Below are 21,507 nucleotides of genomic sequence, written 5' to 3' on the forward strand. Positions count from 1 at the left end.
CGCTGTACAACAGGCTCATTGTAAAAGAGCTCGCCGGCAACGCAGAAAAAATTGGGGAGCAGACTTCGCCCACGATAACAGAGCATGCCAGCTATGTTGACATCCACGGAATTTCTCAACCCTACCGAGAGGTCACCTCTCGGTTTAAACTTGAAAATGAATTGCTTATCAGTATAGAAGAGCGAGAGAATGCCAAAACGATTACAAATTTTCACCTCAATGGGCCTGCAACAGTCGGTATGCCATACATACGCGCTTTTTTGAACTGTTTGAAATTGAGCAAAGAGGATCGGGAACAGGTGGAGCAAAGCATACAATCTCTTGTAGATAAGGGGGGAAGTTACATTGAAATCCGAGGAGGTTTTTATTTCTGTTTTAGAATTAGTGGAAAGCTGAAAGGAAACTCCCCAAGAACCCTTGATTTTGATTTATCAATAGCCCCGGAGGAATACAGTGGCAGGGACATCGACAAATAGGAGCAGGTAGCAGAGAAATTTGGAATCCTGGTTTTCAGCGATGACGAAGGAATGTCTCTGTCTTATGGCAAAGCCATTTACACGGTTGGAGCAAATATACATTTTGAGGGAGCGCACCGAAGGGGCGCTCCTTTTTCGTGCCACCATTTGAAGGGCGAACTCTCAAATGGCGGCTTTTATTTTGGGAGGAAGAAATATTGATGGAAAAAACAGCAGGCGGCCGGGTGGGGGAAATCTGCAGGATCGACGGCAAAGATGCGTTTGCGACATTTGGCGCTGACTTGGCGGAATACACCCTTTCACTGGGGAAGGTCGGCGAGGAGCACCAGAGGGCAAGTGGGTCGGCGGACTTTATTCACTACGGGGCGGACAGCGATCTGCGACAGATGAAACTGCGCTTTGTGGTGGGGGGAGAGAGCGACGACGAGGCGGAGCAGCGGATGTCAAACTTGATGAAGGCCTGCCGGAGGTGCGAGGTGACCCACGAGAGCAGCGAGATGACATTCGATGGATTTCTCACCGACTGCAGTCGGGGGGAGACGGGGATCGAGCACTTTTTTTACCTGGAAATCACCTTGGCCGGCACCCTGCGGGGGGCGGAACAGGTGGTGTATCTGTCTGACAGCGGCAGCTACGAAAATGGGGGAAACGTGGCTTCGGGCTGCGTGGTGTCCATTTTGCCGACGGAGGACTTGGCGGAGTTGTCGGTGGCGGGGATCACCCTACACAATTTAAAGGCCGGGGAGCGGTTTGTGATCGACGGGGTGAAAAAGGAGATTACCTGCGAGGGGAAAAATCGTTTTTTGGACACCAATCTCACCGCCTTCCCGGCGGCGATGCCGGGGGAAAACCGGGTGGAGCTGTCGACCCCTGTGCCGGTGGAGATTGCTTTTCGGCCCACCTATTTGTAGAGAAAAAGGGAATATGACGGCGGTTGCGAGGGGGCGGTGGAGGCCGCCCCTTCTGCCGCGCGGATGAGGAGGGGAAGCATTGCTGTTTTTGTGTGGAGAGGGAAAGCGGCCGGTGGCCGCCATCGACCCCATTCCGGGGAGTTACTGTGTCACCTACAAGCAGGGAGGAGCGGATGAACTGACATTTGAGGTGCCCAAAAGCGACCCGGTCTACTTGAAGATACGGGAGGAGTCGGTGATTTCGGACGACTCAAACCGATACCTGGTGAAGGAGAGGGACAGCCACGGCGAGACGGGAGAATTGTTCTGTCAGCTGGACCTGGATGAGCTCAAGAGCCGATTTTACAGGGCGTACAGGAGCGAGGAGACCTTGCCCGACCTGTTTGTCCGCCATCTGCCCCCCGGATGGCGATGGGAGACGGGGGGATCGGTGAGTGAAAAACGGGTCGTTGAGTTGGAGGCAGGGACCGATTTCGACGTGCTGGAAAAGGCCAGAGAGGTGCACGGGGTCTGCTATCGGTGGGATGTGCCCAACCGGTTCTTGCAGGTGATCAAACCCTCGGAGGTAGCGCCTTCGGGGGAGTTTTTGACAGACGAGCTGAATTTGCTGTCGGTGGGCTTTTGCGGGGAGACGGGGGATTTTGCCACCCGTCTCTACCCCTACGGCAAGGAGGACAGAGAGAGCGGCCAGGTGCTGAACATCGCCTCGGTCAACGAGGGGCTGGAATACGTGGAGAACCACAGTTACAGCGACAAGATCATCTCCGCCTGTTACCGGGACAAGGACTGTGAAGACCCACAGGAACTCAAGGACAGGGCCATTGAGATGCTCAAGACCCTGGCGGTCCCGCAGCGCTCTTACGAGTGCAAGGTGGCTGACGGCGCCCAGACGTTTGCCCTGCATCAGGTGGTGACCCTTTTGAACCGAGAGGAGGGGGGGCGGGTTGACCACCAGATCGTGGAGTACCGGGACTTCCCCCTCTGCAGGGAGAAAAACACCGCCACCCTGGAGGGGCTGGGCCGCCGTTTGGAGACTGGGATCAAGGAGAAAATCGGCGCCCTGGACCGCGATCTTGCCAGTGGGGAGCGGCGGCTCAACGAATTTGTAGTGGACGCTGACGCCACCTATGCCCGCATTTCAGAGACCTACACCAAGGGGGAGACCGACGCGGTGATTGCCAGCCAGGTGACCCAGGCAAAGGACGTCTTGCGCACCGAGGTCAGTGAGACCTATGTCACCGGCGAGGAGATGCAAAAGCGCGCCTCGGAGATCGAGCAGCGGGTGGAGGAGATCACCCTGTCGGTCAGCCGGACCGGGGGAGACAACCTGGTGCGGGCGTCCGGCGCCCGCCTGGGGCTGGAGGACTGGGCGGTGGCGGGAACAGTCTGCTGTGATGACGGGGCAGACTGCCGGCGCAACACCTCAGCTGGGGCTGCTTTTCTGCTGGGTGAGGGGCTTGAGAACAGCAGCGGGAAATTGGCCCAGACGGTGAAGTTGGTCCCGGACGGACAGTACGCCTGGTATTTTCGCTGCAAGCTGGAAAAGGGGATCACCACCGGGGCGAGCGCCTCCTTTGGCGGGGTGACCATCGATCTCTCAGGCGAGGTGGAGGAGTGGACGGAGCACACCGGGACCTTTATCGCCCAGGATCAGAGCGGGGAGGTCGCCTTCTCAGTTGAGGAGGGGCGGCTTTGGATCGCGGACATCACCCTGGTGGAGGGGCTGGTCTGCACGGCTTGGCAGCAGGCGAAAAATGAGCTGATTGCCGGCAGCGTGTCGGTGAGTGAGAGGGGCGTGGAAGTCGCCCAGGCGGGGGACCCCTTCTCCGCCAGGATCGACAACCGGCAGTTTTTGATCCACAACACCGACACGGGGGAGGATGTGGCCTATTTCAACAAGGATGAAGGGCGAATCTCCAAATTGACAGCGGAGGACGGACTGACCGTTCGCCGCAGGGGGAACCAGAGCGGCGCTCTGCGGCTGATGCCCGTCGAGGGCGGAGTGTTTTGGATCGTCAATGACTGAAGATGGGCACGAGACTTTGCGCAGACCGACAAAAGGAGGAAATAGAGGATGGCGAGCAGCGGAAGCTGGTACACAAACTTTGGGGGTGGGCACTATCAGCTCACCCTGTCCTGGAGCGCCTCACAGAGCGTTTCGGGAAATTACAGTGACATTTCGGCGCGGCTGTACATCACCTGTTTTGGTGGGTGGTCCATCAGCGCCAACGCCACAAAGTACGGAAATATCACCATTGATGGGGATCAGATCGACTTCACAACGGCCATTGGCTCCATCAGCGCGGGGAATACCCCCAAACAGCTGGCCAGCGCCAGCAAGCGGGTCTACCACAGCGCTGACGGCAGCAAATACCTGAATATCACCGCCTCCCTGGGGGTGGACGTGACAATCTCGGGGGTTGGGCACATTGGGACGGTGAATGTCAACTCCTCCAATTCCCTGGACGACATCCCGCGGGCCAGCTCGGTCTCCCTTGCCAATTTTACAGCTGGGGACAATGTGACAGTGAACATCAGCCGGGCCAGCGGAAACTTCACCCACTCGATCCAGTTGGATGTGGGCGGGGTGGCCATCAAGACAGCCAGTGGGGTGGGAACCAGCCACACCTGGAGCTTTACAGAGGCGGACATCAAGAAAATCTACGCGGCTATGGGGTCGGCGGGTTCAGCCAGCGCCACGGTTTGGTGCAACACCTATTCGGGGAGCACCCTGGTGGGAGACGCCCACACCAACGCCACCTGCTACCAGGTGGGGAACAGCGCCTTGCAGACGGCGCCGACCTTTGTGGTCGGCGATAGCCGAACCTACACTGTCGACCGCCTGCGGGGTTCGGTGAGCCACACCTTACAGCTGTTTGCCGGGTCGACCCTCATCCGCACGGCGACGGGGGTGGGGACATCGTATTCCCTGGCGCTTACCGAGGCGGAGATCGCCAAGGTGTACGCTCTGGGGATGTCGGTGCCCACCAGGATGGTCTGTACCGCCTACCACTGCGGGCGAAACATCGGCACATCCCAGCTGACGGGGACCGCTTCGGCGCCGCCGGCCAGCAGCATCACCAGCAAGCCCGACCACACCATTGGCGGCGGGTACACCACCGCCATCTCCCGCAGCCGGAACGCGGTGAGCCACACCCTGCGGCTCTATGTGGCGGGCAGGCAGATCAAAGAGATCGGCGGGGTGGCAACTGCCTACACCTGGACGCCCACAGCGGCGGAGGTGGCGGCGGAGTATGCGGCCACTCCCAACAGCAATACGGCGGCGGCACAGGCCACGATTTGGTGTTACCACTACGGCAAGCTCATCGGCACCGCCACGGCAAGCGGGACGGCCGCCGTTGACCCGGCGGCGGCTGCGCCGGTTTTTTCTGGTTTTTCCTTTGCCGACACCCGTCCTGCGACGACGGCCCTCACCGGGGACGACCAGGTGCTGGTGGCGGGGGAGAGCGCCCTCAAGGTCACTGTGCCCGCTGCACAGGCGGCCAAAAGCACCACTGGCGCCAGTGTCAAGCAGTACATCCTCTCCTGTGGAGGGGCTACGGCCACGGGCGCCTATGCGGCTTCGGGGGATGTCTCCATCCAGATGGAGAGGGCCAAAGCGGGAAGTGTGCGGTTGGCAGCGGTGGACAGCCGGGGCAACCAAACGGTGGTGGAGCGGCTGGCCGCTCTGGTGGACTACATTCCGCCGCGGGTCACCCAGATGCAGCTGCGCCGGGACAACAACGTGGACAACAAGACCAAGTTGACCGTCAAAGGGGTGTGGTGGCCGGGAAATTTTGGCGAGGTGGACAATGCGTTGGAGGCCCGTTATCGATACAAGATCACCTCGGCGGAAGAGTTTGTCGAGGGCGACGTCATTCCCCTGACTTTTCAAAAGGGGGAGTGGTCGTATGAGGGATACCTGCCAGGGGACATGGGGGCAGAGGGGTTTGACTTTCAAAAGTCCTTTTTGGTCGAGGTAACGGTTGCGGATGCCCTCAACACTGCGGCGGAGACCGAAACGGTGGATCGCGGCATCCCCACCATGTACATGGACAAAAGCGGTGTGGGAATCGGAAAGATTCGCGAAAATGGAGCGCTGGATGTGGAGGGGGAAATAACCGGGACAAAACTGAAAGTCGTTGAAAATGGGCAGACCATGTACACCCGTGGAGAAAGCCAAGCCTATTTTGATTTTTACACGTCGGCGGACAATTTTTGGTTCGAGAAGCCGCTCCGAATAAACGGGGGGCATCTCGTCTATCACGAAGGCTACAACCCCAAAACCATTGACAGTCTGGGAAACCTCAACCCAGAGACAGGGAGAACCGCTACCCGTGGAAACATCTACACCTATAACACCGTCTCTGGGAACACGGGAGCGCCGGTCACTTATACTTCGGTACTCGGTTTTGGGAGGGGATGGGCTGGCGGTATAGAACTATGCGGCGATTGGCTGGGGGGAAAAGGGCTGTGGGTGCGCTCTCTCCGAGACACGACAGACAGCTGGACGCCGTGGACAAGGATATATACAGAGGCGTACAAGCCGACCCCTGCGCAGATTGGGGCCCTATCTACCGCCAGGGACGTGACGATCAACTGGGCGAACGGCGGATTCTACATCACTTTTTCAGGGAATTTCCAGATTTGTACAAAGTTTATATCTGGGACGGCGGCTGTCACCAATCCCTGGGGGAATTCCTACGAATCCACTTCTTCATTTGATTTCGGCCTTTGGCCTCGAAAATTTTCAAAAGAGCCACACACTTTTGTGGCTTTGGGCCCATCGCCCAATTCAGGGGCCTACTCGGTAGAACCGCTGAATGGTACGAGTGTAACCAACATCGGGAAAACATACTTATACCGATCTGCAAACGCTTCAACCAATGTGCCCTTCACACTTTTTGCGTTTGGAATTGGTGAATGGAAATAAGGGGGGGTAAAAAGTGCTTAAAATGCCGTCAATTGAATGGTATCTTGATCGCCACGGGGACACTTTAGAAACGCATATTACCTACTACCAGACCTATCTTGGCCACACGGATTACATAGCGGCCAAGTTGGCAGAGGCAGTATATACGGGTGAAAAGATGGCGGATGATTACAGTGAGGTGATTGACCGGAGAAAAGAAGCTCGGAGGAAGATTAACGAGCTAACAGAAGAGCTTAGCCAGAATGGAACAGATGAGGAGTGTACAGAGAGAGGTACTTGAATTTGATAGAGGGGAGCTGTTCAGATTTATTTCTGGGCAGCTCCTTTTTTATTTGGTCGCGCAGTCGATACTGTTTTTCTGTTTACGACAAAAAGCCAGCGGCACACTATGTGTGCCGCTGGCTTTGGCGGAGAAGGAGGGATTTGAACCCTCGCGACGGTTTCCCGCCCTACTCCCTTAGCAGGGGAGCCTCTTCGACCTCTTGAGTACTTCTCCAAAGTCAAAGGAATGATCTATAAAATGAAGTTGAGAGCTGGCGGAGAGGGTGGGATTCGAACCCACGGCTCTTGCGAGTCACTGGTTTTCAAGACCAGCTCCTTAAACCGCTCGGACACCTCTCCATGGCAAGTAACATCCATTATATTAGCATAATGCCCCCCTGCTGTCAACGGGAATTTCCAATTTTTCAAGGCGCAAAAAAGCCCGCCCCTCCGGCTTGCGGGAGGGGCGGGCTACCTGTGAGAAAGGAGGTGAATTGATGGGTGCTGGGGTTACTCGGCCAGCAGCTGGTGGAGGACCTTTCCGTCGACCCCCTTCATCTCCAGCCCCAAAAGGGCGGCGAGGGTAGGGGCTTCGTCGACGATGTCGCAGCTCTCCAGCTCGACCCCCGGCTTGACGCCAGGACCCACCAGCATAAAGGTGGGCTGGGGACCCTTTTCGGGCAGATGGCCGTGGGTGGCAACGCTGTACTTGTAGTCGGAGTTGTCCGCCGAAAAGACTGTCGGCCCAGTCAGGTTGTTGCTGTAAGCGTAGCCGTCGGCCCCTTCCAACACAAAGGCAAAGTCGCCGGTGAGGTGGTGCGCCTTCACCTCTTCATTGGTGAAGATGGTCTCGATCCCCAGTTCGCCTTCCTCCTGCCAGCGGCGCAGCAGCTTAGCCACCCGGGCGCGCAGATCGCTGTCGCCGGGATTTTTTAGATAGACGTGGGCCGAGTGGGCGGCGGAATTGACAAAGACATCCCAGTCCTTTAGGCTGCCGTCCTCATTTAGACGGATGAGCCCCTCCTCCACCAGTTTGATGTTGGGGCAGACCAGGTGGTCCACCGGGGTCTGACCGTGGTCGCTGGTGATGCAGAAGGTGGTGTTTTCCAGTTCGCCGCTCTCTTCCAGGGCGCGGACGATCATCCCGAACTCCTTGTCCTGCTGAATCCAGGCGTCCCGTTTGAGCTCTTCGGCAAAGACCCCCAGGTTGTGCCGGGCGTGATCGACTGCCGACAGGTGCTGGAAGAAGACGTCGGGCTTTTTCTCTTTGATCATGTAGGCTAGGGCGTGGTTGCAAAACCAGTCGAAGTAGGGGTCGCTGAGACCCTGAAGAATCTGCCCGTAGGTGGGCCAAATCTCCTCGATAAAGGCGGGGGTGCTGCTCTCCATCAGCTGGCGGCGCATCTCCTCGGGCCGGAAGGACCAGTCCCAAATTTCGGCCACGTTCCAGTCGATGTCCAGGCCGCCAGTGGTGGGCCAGAAGACGCTGCCCACCTTGTAGCCGTTGCGGTGGGCCAGTTCGGGCAGGGTGTCCAGGGCCTGATAAGGGGTGCGGTAGTGGTACCAGATGGGCAGCGGGTCGCCGGGGGTAAACTGCTCATTGTGGACGATGCCGTGTCGGTCAGGATAACAGCCGGTGATCATGGATGCGTGGCAGGTGTAGGTCAGCGACGGGTAGACGGTTTTGACCCGCTTGACTCGGGAAGCCCGTTTGACAAAGGGCCCCAGGTTGGGCAGGGTCTCCATAAACGCGGTGTCCTCGTAGATCATGGCGTCGATGGAGAGGACATAGAGCTTTCTCTTTTGCACGGGAAAATACCCTCCTTTTTTTCGGGCAAAGTGCCCACGCACTGCCGAAGCAGCCATAAAAACGTTTTTACTTCCGGGAGAAAAAATTCCCCTTTTGTAGGGGGTCAACTCTATTGTAGACCGGTGGGCGGCTTGGCGCAACTGGCAAATTGCCGATTCTGCCGCCATTCTCTTGTGAAAGGCGCCGGGGAAAACTGGGTTGCCGGGTGGAAGAGGGGATGGTAGACTGTACAAAAAGGGAGGAGGCGCTGCAGTGTTTACCATTGCCGAGTTGAGCGAGGAGCGGGCCAGGGAGGTTTGCGGCTGGGTCTACCCGCCGCCCTGGCAGATGTACAACCTGCCGGACTGGGAGGAGATTTGCGCCAGCGGATGGAGTTTGGCGGACCCCCAGCGCCGGCGGGAGAACTGGCGGGCGCTGCTGACGGAGGGCGGTGAGCTAGCCGGCTTTTTTCGGCTGAAGGGGCGTCCAGAGGGCGTCTATATCGGCCTGGGGCTGGCGCCGCAATTTTGTGGCCGCGGCCTGGGACAGGAGGTGGTGCGCCTGGTCTGCAGCCGGGCGGCGGCCCGCTTTCCCCGGCGTCCGGTGCTGCTGGAGGTGCGCGCCGACAACGCCCGGGCCATCCGCTGTTACGAGCGTACGGGATTTGAGGGGGTGGCGGTCTATCGCCAGAACACCCCCACCGGACCGGCGGACTTCTGGCGGATGGAGTTGCGCGAGCCCCCGTCTCAGCCGCTGCGAAGGGGAGAGCGGGCCATGAACCAACGGGCGCAGCAGGAGGAGCTGCTGCGCCTCGGCAAGGTCTGTCGACTGGCTCTCTGTGACGGCGATCGCCCCTATCTGGTCCCCCTCAATTACGGGTACAGCTGGGATGAAAGCGGGCTGCGGCTCTACTTTCACTCGGCGAGGGAGGGGCGCAAGCTGGATCTGCTGCGCCGTTCTCCCCGCGCCTGCTTTGAGGTGGATGACGGGGGCGAATTGACGGCGGGAGAGACTGCCTGCCAGCACGGTTGGGCCTACCGGAGTTTGATCGGCGAGGGGGCAGTCCGCTTTCTGCACGGGGAAGAAAAGCGCCGGGGGCTGGAGATCTTGATGGCCCACCAGACCGGCCGCAGGGACTGGGCCTTTGAGGAGAAGGCCTGCCAGGCGGTGGTGGTTTTCTGCCTGGAGGTAAACCACCTGTCCGGCAAGTGCCGCCGGGCATAGCCCCCCTTTTGAAAGGACGGTTTTGGGGAAAATCCTTTTGGGGGTCGGGAAACCCTCTTCTGCAAAGGGGCATCTGCACAAAAAACAGGGGCGAAGCACTGTGCTTCGCCCCTGTTTTTTTATGTAGTCGGGCCAATTACAGCAAACCGGCCTTTTTGGCCTCGTCAAAGACCCAGTCGGGAACCGGAGGATTGACCTCGGCGGGGATGGGGCAGACATACTGTCCGCCGGTCTCCTCTTGGAGCTCGGCCTTGGCCTTTTCCAGCACCGAGGGGTCATCCAGCACCCGCACGGCGGCCAGCGCCAGCGCCTCGCTGGCCTTGAGCATAGCCTTTTTGCCGATGGAGGAGCAGGTCTGCCCGGTGATCTGCCAGGTGTGGCCGGGGGTGCCGATGGCCATTCCGGCGGTGCCCATCTGGGCGGTGGGGACCACGTAGCTCACATCGCCCACATCGGTGGAGCCGGGCATGGCGACTTTGGAGAGGACCAGGGGGGCGATGTCGGTGTCCAGTCCCTGGGCCAGCAGTTTCTTGCCGTGCTCCTCCCCGCGGGATTTGAGGATGGCCGCATCGCTGGCCTGGCGCAAGTCATCGCCCAGGGAGTCGCGGAACTGGCGGGCCAGGGCGTAGTCGGCCTCGTCGAAGTCGGGGGCGCCCACGTCCACCAGGGCGTCGTAGAGGATGCCGGTGAGGGTGGGGTTGGGGATGTAGTCGCTGACGCCGGTGCGGATGTACCAGTCCATGGTGGTGCCGCAGATGAGGGCGGCGCCCTTGGCGATGTCCTTTACCCGCGCCAAAATCTCGTGCACCTGAGAGATTTTAGGGGCGCGGATAAAGTAGCTGAGGGTGGCATGGTCCTGCACCACGTTGGGAGAGGTGCCGCCCACGTCCAGGTAGGCGTAGTGCATCCTCGCCTCGGGGATGACGTGTTCGCGCAGGTAGTTGACCCCCACGTTCATGATCTCGCAGCTGTCCAGGGCGCTTCTCCCCGCATGGGGGGCGGCCGCCGCGTGGGCGGTGCGGCCGTGGAAGTTGAAAACGATATTGATATTGGCCAGGCAGCTGACCCCCCAGGCGGCGTTGTTGTCAAAGGGGTGCCAGGTGAAAACTGCGTCGACCCCTTCAAAGCAGCCGGCGCGGGTCATGAAGGTCTTGCCGTAGCCGGTCTCCTCGGCCGGGCAGCCGTAGAGTTTGACGGTGCCGCTCTTCCCGGTTTTGTCCAGGTAGTCCTTGATGGCCAGGACAGCGCCAAAGGAGCCGGCGCCCAGGGCGCTGTGGCCGCAGCCGTGGCCGTTTTCATTCTCGGGCACCGGGGTTTTGACAGGCGCAGCGGCAGCCTGTCCCAGCTGGGAGAGGGCGTCAAACTCGGCCAGAATGCCGATGACCGGTTTCCCGCTGCCGTAGGTGCCGACAAAGGCGGTGGGGATGCCGGCGACCCCGGTCTCCACCACAAAGCCCTGCTCCCGCAGCGCCTGGCAGAAGCTGGCGGCGGATTTGACCTCTTCGTATCCCAGTTCGGCGGCCGACCAGACGGCCTCCTGCAGTTCCCAGATGGCGGCCTCCTTTTCGCGGACGGCGGCCTGCACTTGCTGTTTTGCATCCATGGGTTGATTGCCTCCTTTTTTAAAAAAGCGCGCACCCGGCGGGTGTGCCCGGCAGTTTCGGGGGAAGGGGAACCCCCCTTTCCGCTCTACTGTCAGTGTAGCACAGGGGCGGGTACTTTTGAAGCGAAGGAGGGGAGGACTGGGAAAAATCGGCGTGTTCCATAAAAAAGAGAGGCCCTTTTGCACCGGTTTCACCACCGGGAAAGAAACTGTTTTCAAACGCTTCCAGGGGGAGCTCGCCCGCCGTGGGAAGAGGCTTGGCCTCCCGGCGCAACGCCCTGCTTGGCGGGCAGCTTTCAGCCCGCACCCCGCGGGAGAGATGGCGGAAAAAGGGGGCGGAGGGTACCCCCGCGTGATGACAGGTGGTGCTTGTGCAGCGCTTGTAGCCAGCGACAGTTGGGCCTGGCCGGTCCCGGCAAGGTTGCACCCACTTCGTGGCTGTGCAGGGCATCCCTCAAAAACGCGCAGTGCAGAGATCGATCCGCACCCCCGTAGAGGGAAGCCGTGGACGGAGAAGAAGGTTTTTGCAAGGCGGCCATCGGAGGACAAAAAACGGGTGGGGCGAACCGTCGCCCCGCCCGTTTGAGCGGTTACTGTTTTTTGCCACCCAGCAGCAACCGGGTGACATTGAGGACTGAGAGAATGGTGACCCCCACGTCGGCAAAGACCGCCATCCAGATGGTGGAGAGACCAAAGAGGGAGAGACCGATGACCAGGAACTTGACAATGAGGGCAAAGGCGATGTTGAACTTGATGAGGTTCATCACCCGGCGGCTGAGCTTCACCGCGCCGGGGAGGGAACTGGGCTTGCCCGAGACCAGCACCACGTCGGCGGCCTCGATGGCCGCGTCGGTGCCAAAGCCCATGGCGACCCCCACGTCGGAGGCGGCCAGGACCGGGGCGTCGTTGATGCCGTCGCCCACAAAGGCCACCGTCTTTCCCTCGCCCTTGAGGGAGAGGAGGCCGTCCACCTTGTCCTGGGGCAGCAGGTCGGCCCGGTAATCGTCCAGTCCCAGTTGGCCGGCCACCTTGGCGGCCGCCTTGGCGCTGTCGCCGGTGAGCATGGCGGTGCGCACCCCCAGGGCTTTCAGCTGGGACATGGTCTCCCGGCTGTCGGGGCGAACCTGGTCGCCCACGGCCACATAGCCCTTCAGCTGTCCGCCAATGGCCAGCAGGACGTTGGCCTCGATTCCCTCGGGTACGGCTACCCCGGCGTCCTGCAGCAGCCGGGTCGAGCCGCAGAGCAGTTCTCTGCCCTCCAGCTGGGCGCGCACCCCCTTGCCGGCGATCTCCTCTACCGAGAGGAGCGGTTCGCCGGGGAGCTGGGGGCACTGGGCGACGATGGAGCGGGAGATGGGGTGGTTGGAGTACTGTTCGGCCAGGGCGCTGTAAGCCAGCACCTCCTTCTCGCTCAAGTCGGCCAGGGCCTTTACCTCGGTCACCTGCAGCCTGCCGTCGGTGAGGGTGCCAGTCTTGTCAAAGACAGCGTCGGTGAGTTTGGCCAGGTGCTCAATGTGTTTGCCCCCCTTGATGAGCACTCCCTGCTTGGAGGCGGCGCCGATGCCCGCGTAAAACCCCAAGGGAATGGAGATGACCAGGGCGCAGGGGCAGGCGGAGACGACGAACACCAGGGCGGTATAAATCCAGTGGTTCCAGCTGCCCAGCCCGATCAGGGGGGGCAGAACCGCCACCAGCAGGGCGCACAGAAGGATGACCGGGGTGTAGATGGCGGCAAAGCGGGTGATGAACTTCTGGGATTTGGATTTCTGGGCGGCCGACTCCTCCACCAGCTTGATGATGCGGGCGGCGGTGGACTCCTCCAGGGGGGAGGTGACCTTGGCCCGCACCAGGCCGGAGAGGTTGATGGCGCCGGAGGGGAGGGCGTCCCCCACAGCGGCGTTGACGGGCAAGCTTTCGCCGGTGATGGCCGATTTGTCTACCGCGGTGCTGCCCGAAAGGATGACGCAGTCCAGCGGCACCCGGTCGGAGGGGCGGATGACGATCTCATCGCCCACCTGCACCTGCTCGGCCGGGGTCTCGGTCACCTGGCCGTCCGGCCCGGCCACCGCGGCGGTCTCGGGCTGGATATTGGTGATGGCCTTCAGGCTCTTGCGGGTGGCGCCCACGGCCCGGTCTTCCAAGTAGAGGCTGATTTTAAAGAGGAGGGACACCATGGCCGCCTCGCCGAACTCGCCCAGAAAGAAAGAGGCGATGACCGCTACCGTCACCAACAGATTTTCGTCGACCCTCTTTTTAAAGACGCCGGTGACGCCCTTGTACCAGACGTCGCAACAGGCCAGGGCGCAGGAGGCCACCAGCAGGCCGTCGGCAACCCAGAGGGCGGCAGCGGTGGTGGCCAGGTGTTCAGCCGCCATGCCGGCCACCGCCAGCATCACCGCCAGCGCCAGGGGCCAGAGAGAACGCTTTTGGGCCCCCTCCTCAGGGGGGGCGGCCTTCTTGGGGTCCTCTCTCTCGGCCAGGGAGACCTGGATGCCGGGTTCGATGTCGTCGCACACCTGCTGGACGAAGGCGAGGTCCTCCAGGTTGAGGGTGCGCGGGGTGCGGATGAGGATGGCCCCGGTGGCAAAGCTCACCGACACCGACTCAAAGCGGCCCGACTTTTCCAGCCGCTCCTCGATCTTCATGGCGCAGTGGGAACAACTAAGGCCGGTGAAGCGGAGGGCCTGGGTGCCGGGCCGGGCAGCCAATTGGCGGGCAGCCCGCTCGCTGGCCGCGGCGTTGGCCTCTTCGCCGCAGCCGTGATCGTGTCCACAGTCACAGGCGCCGTACTCCCCGTGAGCGTGATCGTGTCCACAGCCACAGGCGCCGTACTCCCCGTGAGCGTGATCGTGTCCACAGCCACAGGCGCCGTGCTCCCCGTGAGCGTGGTCGTGTCCACAGTCACAGGCGCCATACTCCCCGTGAGCGTGGTCGTGGCCGCAACTGCAGCCGCCGTGCTCTTCGTGGCTGTGGTCATGCCTGCAATCGCAGGTGTGGTGCTCCCCGTGAGCGCGGTCATCCCTGCCGCTGGGAACCACCTCTGCGGTGGGGGCAGCCCCTGACTTTTGCAGGGAGAGGGCGACTCCCGGCTCGATGTCGTCGCAGATTTTTTGGATGGCAGCCAGCTCCCCTTCGCTGACCGGGTGATTGCTCTCCACCAGGATGACGCCGGTGGCAAAACTCACCGCCACGTCGGGAAAGAGCTGGCTCTTCTCCAGCTTCTCCTCTATTTTCATGGCGCAGTGGGAGCAGCTGAGGTGTTCAAAGTAGACCCGTTGCTTCATAAAAAATTTCCCTCTTCCATCGCGTATTCGATTTATCCCATGTGGGAGATGTGGTTGACCGCCTGGACAATAATGGTTTTGACGTGGTCGTCGTCCAGAGAGTAGTAGACCGACTTGCCGTCCTTGCGGAACTTGACAATGCCGCTCTGGCGCATCAGCCGCAGCTGGTGAGAGACGTTTGACTGGCTGCACTCCACCGCCCCGGCGATGTCGCAGACGCACATCTCGCTGTCCACCAGAGCGAGGATGATCCGCATCCGGGTGGGGTCGGAGAGGACCTTGAAGATGTCGCAGAGCGGGTCGAGCTTGTCGTCATCCAAGATGTGCGCCCGGGCGGTCTGGATCAGACAGGTGTGCTTGTGCTGCTCTTGGCAGCGATCGTCAGGTTTCATGGGGGAGCCTCCTCTATTGCAAAAGTAGGTGGTTAGTTGAAACAGATAAACATGTGAATAACTGTTCATCTGTTCATAGGATATGCTTTTCCCCTCCAGTTGTCAAGGGGGGAGAGGGGTGATTTTTAAATTTTTGTCGGTTGCTCCGGTTTCCCCCGCGGGCAGAGGGAGAAAGGGAGAAAAAACAGCCCGTCTCTCCCGGTGTGGGGAAGAGGCGGGCTGCCACAGGGGCCAAAGCGGTTTAAGAGAGAAAGTTGGTCAGGGGTTCCAGCGCGGTGCCGGGATAGTAGTGAGCCAGGATGTCCTGGGCAGAGGAACCCTGCCGGGCCATGTAGTCAGCGCCGTACTGGCTCATCCCCACACCGTGGCCGTAGCCCTTGACATCAAAGGTGAAGGTCCCATCTTTATAGGAGACCGAGAAGGCCGCGCACCGCAGGTTGAGGGCGGAGCGGATGTCCCCGCCGCTGAGCTCTTTGCCGCCGACGGCGAGGGTTTTGACGGTGCCGGAAGGGGTGGTGGACAGGTCGGAAAACCAGGCGGCGGGGTCGTCGCCCAGGGCGATGTCCGGCCACTTCTGCAAGAGGTTTTCCCTGACCACGTCCTTGGTGAAGGTCTCCTTGGTCTCGTAGTCGGGGGCCAACAGGTCGCCGGGGCTGTCGACGCTCACCAGGTAGGGAACGGCCTGGCCCCAGATGTCCTCAGCCGTCTCGGTCTTGCCGGGGGAGATGGAGTGGTAGGCAGAGATGATGGGAGCTCCTTCATAGGTGAGAATCTGGCCGCCCGATTGGTCCACCGCGTCCTGGATGAGGGAGCGGTAGTAGTCGTAGTTTTGGCCCCAGCGGGTCTGCAGGTCGGCGTCGCTGATATAGCCCTGGTGGAGGCGGGAGTCCACCGAGATGTCGGCCCCCTTGAGGGACTCGTTGGGGCTTTCCGCCGCCTGCTGTTTGAGCCGCAGGGCATAGGTGGCGCAGGCGGTGGCCTGGGCCTTTAGCGCCTCCGGGGCGAAGGTGGGGGGCATTTCGGCAGCCAGGGCGCCCCGCAGGTAGTCGGAAAAGGCCAGCTCCATCACCCTGTCCTGGGCGCTGTCGTAGACCTTGATGGTGGCCTGGCCCCCACCCGGGGCGGGGGAGTTGCTCTCTGTCCCCCCAGGCTGCGAAGCGGTCGAGGAGCCGCCGCCCCCCTCCGGTGTGCCGGCCAGAAAGACCGCCAAGGGGGAGGCAAAGGTCACCGCGGCAAAGACCGCCGCCACCGACACTTTCAAACGCATGTGAACACATCCTTTTCCATTGCGCCGCTCCCCCTGGGTCGGGTGGAGACAAGCACCTTTATTTTGCAGGATTTTAAAAATGATATTTCAAATTTTAAAAAAATAGGCCTGGTAAATTCGTTTAAATTGATTAAAATGAAATGCAAAAACAAAAAAAGTGCAAATCGGTGTTGACAAGCCCTGTGCAGAACAGTACAATAAGAACAATTCGCAAAACCGGCCGTGCCGGTTTTAGCCTGACGAAGGGGTGGTAGCTGTGGGATACAACGTGTCCGGTTCCAAGCAAAAGGCCATTAACATCCTATGTGATGAGTTCCGAAAATATAACTTCATCGACCCGGAGGACTGCGAGAAGCTGGGGGTCAAGCGGGGGCTGCGCAACGCCGACAACACCGGCGTCCTGGCGGGGCTGACCCTGATTTGCGACGTGGTGGGCTACGAGATGATCGATGGGGTCAAGACCGCCACCCCCGGCAAGCTGCTCTACCGGGGCATCGACCTGGACGAGTTTGTGGCCGGGGTCATCGAGTCGGGGCGCTACGGGTTTGAGGAGTTGAGCTGGCTGCTGCTCTTCGGCAAGCTGCCCACCCAGCAGCAGTTGGACTTCTTCAATGACGTGCTGGCGGACTTTCGTGCCCTGCCTCCCGGCTTTGCCGAGGACATGATCATGAAGGCCCCCTCCCCCGACGTGATGAATAAGCTGGCCCGCTCGATTCTGGCCATGTACAGCTATGACGATGAGGCGGAGGACCTCTCCATCGGCAATGTGATGCGCCAGTGCATCGAGATCATCGCCGGCACCCCCACCATCATCACCAACGCCTACCAGGTCAAACGGCGCAACTACGACCACAAGAGCATGTACTTCCACCTGCCCAAGAGAGAGCACTCCACCGCCCAGACCATTTTGCGCACCGTCCGCCCCGACAAGCGCTTTACCGAGGAGGAGGCCCATCTGTTGGATCTCTGCCTCATCCTCCACGCCGAGCACGGCGGCGGCAACAACTCGGCCTTTGCCTGCCGGGTGCTCTCCTCCTCCCTCACCGACACCTATTCGGCCTTAGCCAGCGCCGTGGGCTCCCTCAAGGGGCCCCGCCACGGCGGCGCCAACTTGAAGGTGACCCAGATGCTGGAGGGGATGAAGGAGGCCATCCCCCACCCCGCCAGCGAGCAGGACGTCAAGGACTACCTGCGCCGGCTGCTGCGGCGGGAGGCGGGGGACCGCTCGGGACTGATCTACGGCATCGGCCACGCGGTCTACACCGTCAGCGATCCCCGCGCCCAGATCCTCAAGCGCTACGCCGAGCACCTGGCGGTGGAAAAGGGCTTTGGCGAGGACCTGCACCTGCTGCAGATGGTGGAGAAGCTGGCTCCCCAGGTGTTTGTTGAGGAAAAAGGTGTTGACAAGAATTTGTGCGCCAATGTAGACTTGTATTCGGGACTGGTGTACCGCACCCTCGGCATCCCCGAGGAGCTGTTCACCCCGCTGTTTGCCGTTGCCCGGATGCCCGGTTGGTGCGCCCACCGCATGGAAGAACTGATGTTTGGCGGCCGGATCATCCGCCCGGCCTACAAGAACCTGACGGCAAAACAGTCTTACGTCCCCATTAACCAACGTTAGGTGGGGTTTTTATGAAGATCGCTTTTCTGGCCGCCTGGGCCGTCTTTACGGCTGCCTCGGCGGCCTTGCGCGTTTTCCAGCTGGACCGGTATGTGGCGGGAGGGCTTTTTACCAGTCGGTCCCTGCTGCAGTACGGGGCCATCGCCGGGGCGCTGCTGCTCTGCATTCTGCTGGCCCTCCTCTGCGCCAGGGGGGAGCCGCGGGGCCGCCGGGACGGCTCTGCCCGGCCCGCCCTTGGTGGGGTGCTCTGCGCCCTGGGCATACTGGCGGCCGGGGTGGGGACCGCCCAGCTGGTCTCCCTCTTTTTAGGGGGGCGGGTCTCTCTGGCTCGCCTGGACCTTTACGCCTTTGCCCTCCTCTTTGGGGTGGGGCTCTTCGGCTGTGGCCGCTACCTCGCCGGGGCGGCCAGCCGGCTGCCGGTGCTCTGTGCCCTCTACCCGGGCTACACCCTGGTGCTGTTGATTGCGGGGCGGGCGGTCTCGGCCCTGGTCTCCCAGGGGATCTTGGAACTTCTCTCCTGCTGTACCGCCTGCTTTTTCTTTGTTCACGCCGCCGGGGCCATGGGCGCCCAGTGGGGCGGCGACCGGGTGCGAAAGGGGACCTTTTGGGGGCTTTTGCACCTGTTCTGCTTTGCCCTCGCCACCTTCCCGCCGGTGGCCCTTTCGCTGGTGGGAGGAGCCGCCTTCTCCCTGGGCGGCTGGCTGGACCTCGCCTTTGACCTGCTCTACTTTGCGGCGGGGCTGGTGATCTGTTTCTACCTGGCGGGAGAGTTGGACCCTGCCCGCAGAGCGGGAGAGCACCTGGCCCCCGCCGCCGACATCCCTCTGGCGGATCGGGCGCAGCTCTTCTACACCGCCGACAAGGAGGAGTCGGAGCCGGAAGTCCCCCCTGTCCCCGAGGAGAGGGCGGAGAAGCCCCCTGCCGCCCAGGAGGGGCAACAGCGCGCTTCGGCCGGCGAGACGCCCCTTGCCCCGCCCTCGCGGCCGGCATCCAGCGCCCCCCGGCGCTCTGCCGGCCCTCGCCGGGCGGCGGGCCGAGGGGACGGCGCCTATGTGTACCGGCCCCGCGGCAAGAGAGAGGGCGGCCCCCGCCGGGGGCGGTAGCGCCCAATTGAGAAAGAAGGCCGTCGTCCGCCGCCAGGCGGACAGCGGCCTTTTCACTTGCCAAAAAGGGAAAACGGCCCTGCGCAATCCGCCGCGCAGGGCCGCTTTCCTTGGCTTGAAAAAACTACGCGTAAGGCAGCTGACAGACGTCAGCCAGCTCCACGTAAAGGGCCGAATACCGGTTTTGAAGCAGTTCAAAGGGGCTTTCGCTCCGCAGAACCGGATCTTCGGCGCTCTCCCGCACGGGGAGGATGCACTTGACAGTGGTCCCCTCGCCGGGGGTGCTCTGCAGGAGGACCCGCCCGCCGTGGAGGGCGATTGCATACCTGCAGAGGGTCAGCCCCAGCCCGGTGGAGGGGAAGCCTCCATCCGGCCCGTGGGAGAAATAGGGTTCAAATACTCTGGCCTGCAGGGCCGGTTCGATGCCTCGCCCCCGGTCCCGCACGGTGATCGCCACCTCGCCGCCCATCAGCCGCGCGTCCAGATGGACGGCGTTTTGGTCCCTGGTGTAGAGGAAGGCGTTGGAGAGGAGATTGGTCAGCGCCTGTTCCAGCTTGCCCTGGTCGGCCTGCGTCTGTACCCCATCCAGCTCGATTTGGCTGGTGAAGGGGATGCCGCTGCGCCCCATCACCAGCCGCACCCCCTCACAGAGGGTTTCCAAAAACCGGCCCATGTCGAGGGGCTGGGGCAGGAAGGGGTTGTTGCCCGACTGGTATTTGGCGATCTCCTCCACGTTGCGGCTGATGCGCAACAGGCGGTAGGCGCTCTGGTTGACCCGCTCCACCAACTGCTGGCCGGCGTAGTCGCCGCTCTCCTCCAGCCGGCGGGCAAGGGGGGGAAGGGCGGAGAAGATGGCGGTCAACTTGCTCCGGTAGGATTGGGAGAAGGCAGCAGCTACCCGCTGCGCCCCCTCCAACTCCAGGGGGGAGGCGGTGGCTGCCGGCGCGGGGAAGAGGGCGAAGACCGCCTCTAGGGCGCCGTCGTCCAGACAGGGCAGCAGCCGCACCGAAGAGATCTCCTCCCCAGAAAAGAGGGAGGGCAGCCGCAGCAGAACCGCCTGTCCCCGGCGCAGCTGCGACGCGACTTGCGGCCAGTCGCACTCCTGCGAGAGCTCCCGCAGGTTGCGCAGGGAAAACTGGGGGCACTGGCGCTCTAAATATGGGTTGTGCCAAAGGGTGTCAAGCGCGGGGCCACAGAGGGCCACCGGCGCCTGTATATCTCGAAAACACCGCTTGACCATCTCCACAATGGAGAGATGAGGGGTTGGGTCCAAATCGTTCATCGACATTTTTCTCCATAATTCGACAAAATGGGATAGTGTCAGTATACTATCACTGAAATCGGTTTGTAAAGACATTTCTCCAAATATTGGGGTTTCTGTTGGACGAAAGGGCTTCTTTTTGCAAACGCCTGCACACCCCGACGGGGAAAACGTGAAAATACTGGGAAGGAACGGTTAATTTTGTGACAAACCCTTGCGGTTTCCCCTGTTTTGATATAGAATAAAAGCAACTTAAAATATAGGAGGCTGTTTCCAATGGCTATCAAAATCGGTATCAACGGCTTTGGCCGCATCGGCAGACTGGTGTTCCGCGCTGGTCTGGACAACCCCGACTACGAGTTCGTGGGCATCAACGATCCCTTCATGACCCCCGACTACTGCGCTTACATGCTGCGCTACGACACCGTGCACGGCCAGTACAAGGGCGAGATCAGCTACACCGATGACGCCATTGTCGTCAACGGCAAAGAGATCAAGTTCTACGCTGAGATGGACCCTGCCAACATTCCCTGGGGCGAGTGCGGCGCCGACTACGTGGTTGAGTCCACCGGCGTCTTCTGCACCACCGAGAAGGCTTCTGCCCACATCAAAGCCGGCGCCAAGAAGGTCGTCATCTCCGCTCCCGCCAAGGACAAAGAGACCCCGACTTTCGTGTGCGGCGTCAACCTGGAGACCTACACCAAAGACATGATGGTCGTCTCCAACGCTTCCTGCACCACCAACTGCCTGGCTCCCATCGCCAAAGTCATCAACGACAACTACGGCATCGTCGAGGGCCTGATGACCACCGTTCACTCCACCACCGGCACCCAGAAGACCGTTGACGGCCCCTCCAAGAAGGATTGGAGAGGCGGTCGCGCTGCTGCCGGCAACATCATCCCCTCTTCCACCGGCGCCGCCAAGGCCACCGCTCTGGTTATCCCCTCCCTGAAGGGCAAGCTGACCGGTATGTCCATGCGCGTTCCCACCCTGGATGTCTCCGTGGTTGACCTGACCGTCAAACTGGCCAAAGCCACCACCTATGAGGACATCTGCGCCAAGATGAAGGAGGCCTCCGAGACCTCTCTGAAGGGCGTGCTGGGCTACACCGAGGACGCCGTTGTCTCTTCCGACTTCTACGGCGATCCCAGAACCTCCATCTTCGACGCCAAGGCCGGCATCATGCTCAACGACACCTTCGTGAAGCTGGTCTCCTGGTACGACAACGAGTGGGGTTACTCCAACAAAGTTCTGCAGCTGATCTCCCACATGGCCGAGGTCGACGCGAAGTAACTTTGCCACAAGCATTCAAAAGGGCCGCTGCCGAAAGGCAGCGGCCCTTTTATTGTGCGAAAAATCAGCGGCAATATGCGGGAAAGGAG

General features: G+C 61.1%; 15 protein-coding genes and 2 tRNA genes. 9 read left to right on the forward strand and 8 right to left on the reverse strand.

What is annotated here, in order from left to right; genetic code table 11:
- The 5 genes from HJY11_RS12735 to HJY11_RS12755 all read left to right on the forward strand — a co-directional run.
- The coding region (locus HJY11_RS12735) for a hypothetical protein (RefSeq protein ID WP_208076333.1) at positions 1-476 on the forward strand (476 nt) is incomplete at its 5' end.
- 200 nt (positions 477-676) lie between these two features.
- A complete protein-coding gene (locus tag HJY11_RS12740; RefSeq protein WP_208076334.1) occupies positions 677-1,387 on the forward strand; it encodes a hypothetical protein in 711 nt (236 codons plus the stop codon).
- Between the two features lie 79 nt (positions 1,388-1,466).
- Positions 1,467-3,413, forward strand: a complete 1,947-nt coding sequence (locus tag HJY11_RS12745; RefSeq protein WP_208076335.1) for a phage tail spike protein — start codon at positions 1,467-1,469, stop codon at positions 3,411-3,413.
- 48 nt (positions 3,414-3,461) lie between these two features.
- The gene (locus HJY11_RS12750; protein ID WP_208076336.1) at positions 3,462-6,320 is read left to right on the forward strand and encodes a DUF859 family phage minor structural protein; all 2,859 of its coding nucleotides are present in this window, start codon (positions 3,462-3,464) and stop codon (positions 6,318-6,320) included.
- Positions 6,321-6,333: 13 nt separating this feature from the next.
- Positions 6,334-6,600, forward strand: coding sequence for a hypothetical protein (locus HJY11_RS12755; protein WP_208076337.1), 267 nt, complete (start codon positions 6,334-6,336; stop codon positions 6,598-6,600).
- 125 nt (positions 6,601-6,725) lie between these two features.
- On the opposite strand, the gene HJY11_RS12760 is transcribed toward HJY11_RS12755, so the two are convergent.
- From HJY11_RS12760 to HJY11_RS12770, 3 genes are all read right to left on the reverse strand, one after another.
- Positions 6,726-6,816: transfer RNA gene (locus tag HJY11_RS12760), tRNA-Ser, on the reverse strand.
- A gap of 38 nt (positions 6,817-6,854) precedes the next feature.
- Positions 6,855-6,941 (reverse strand) — tRNA-Ser (locus HJY11_RS12765).
- 150 nt (positions 6,942-7,091) lie between these two features.
- A complete protein-coding gene (locus HJY11_RS12770; protein WP_208076338.1) occupies positions 7,092-8,390 on the reverse strand; it encodes an alkaline phosphatase family protein in 1,299 nt (432 codons plus the stop codon).
- Between the two features lie 253 nt (positions 8,391-8,643).
- Between HJY11_RS12770 and HJY11_RS12775 the strand changes: the two genes are divergently transcribed.
- Complete coding sequence (locus HJY11_RS12775) at positions 8,644-9,594, forward strand: GNAT family N-acetyltransferase (RefSeq protein WP_208076339.1); 951 nt, start codon at positions 8,644-8,646, stop codon at positions 9,592-9,594.
- Between the two features lie 136 nt (positions 9,595-9,730).
- On the opposite strand, the gene HJY11_RS12780 is transcribed toward HJY11_RS12775, so the two are convergent.
- The 4 genes from HJY11_RS12780 to spoIID all read right to left on the reverse strand — a co-directional run bounded on the left by HJY11_RS12780 (position 9,731) and on the right by spoIID (position 16,140).
- Positions 9,731-11,197: an amidohydrolase gene (locus tag HJY11_RS12780; RefSeq protein ID WP_208076340.1), complete on the reverse strand. Its 1,467-nt coding sequence runs from the start codon at positions 11,195-11,197 to the stop codon at positions 9,731-9,733.
- A 590-nt stretch (positions 11,198-11,787) separates the two neighbouring features.
- Positions 11,788-14,481 carry a heavy metal translocating P-type ATPase gene (locus tag HJY11_RS12785; RefSeq protein ID WP_208076341.1) on the reverse strand — a complete coding sequence of 898 codons (2,694 nt, stop codon included), beginning with the start codon at positions 14,479-14,481 and terminating at the stop codon, positions 11,788-11,790.
- 32 nt (positions 14,482-14,513) lie between these two features.
- Positions 14,514-14,873 (reverse strand): ArsR/SmtB family transcription factor, encoded by a 360-nt coding sequence (locus HJY11_RS12790; protein WP_208076342.1) that lies wholly within the window; start codon positions 14,871-14,873, stop codon positions 14,514-14,516.
- A 241-nt stretch (positions 14,874-15,114) separates the two neighbouring features.
- Positions 15,115-16,140, reverse strand: a complete 1,026-nt coding sequence (spoIID, locus tag HJY11_RS12795; RefSeq protein ID WP_208076343.1) for a stage II sporulation protein D — start codon at positions 16,138-16,140, stop codon at positions 15,115-15,117.
- Positions 16,141-16,396: 256 nt separating this feature from the next.
- Here spoIID and HJY11_RS12800 point away from each other — a divergent pair, with 256 nt between their 5' ends.
- Together HJY11_RS12800 and HJY11_RS12805 are read left to right on the forward strand one after the other, a co-directional pair.
- Positions 16,397-17,761, forward strand: a complete 1,365-nt coding sequence (locus HJY11_RS12800) for a citrate synthase (RefSeq protein ID WP_208076344.1) — start codon at positions 16,397-16,399, stop codon at positions 17,759-17,761.
- Between the two features lie 11 nt (positions 17,762-17,772).
- Entirely contained in the window at positions 17,773-18,864 is a 1,092-nt protein-coding gene (locus HJY11_RS12805; protein WP_208076345.1) for a hypothetical protein, read from the forward strand.
- Between the two features lie 124 nt (positions 18,865-18,988).
- On the opposite strand, the gene HJY11_RS12810 is transcribed toward HJY11_RS12805, so the two are convergent.
- Positions 18,989-20,146: a sensor histidine kinase gene (locus HJY11_RS12810; protein WP_208076346.1), complete on the reverse strand. Its 1,158-nt coding sequence runs from the start codon at positions 20,144-20,146 to the stop codon at positions 18,989-18,991.
- Positions 20,147-20,401: 255 nt separating this feature from the next.
- On the opposite strand from HJY11_RS12810, the gene gap reads away from it, so the two are divergent.
- Entirely contained in the window at positions 20,402-21,418 is a 1,017-nt protein-coding gene (gene gap / locus HJY11_RS12815) for a type I glyceraldehyde-3-phosphate dehydrogenase (protein WP_021660543.1), read from the forward strand.
- Positions 21,419-21,507 lie beyond the last annotated feature (89 nt).

Source organism: Bittarella massiliensis (ex Durand et al. 2017) (assembly GCF_017566145.1).
GTDB lineage: Bacteria > Bacillota > Clostridia > Oscillospirales > Ruminococcaceae > Bittarella > Bittarella massiliensis_A.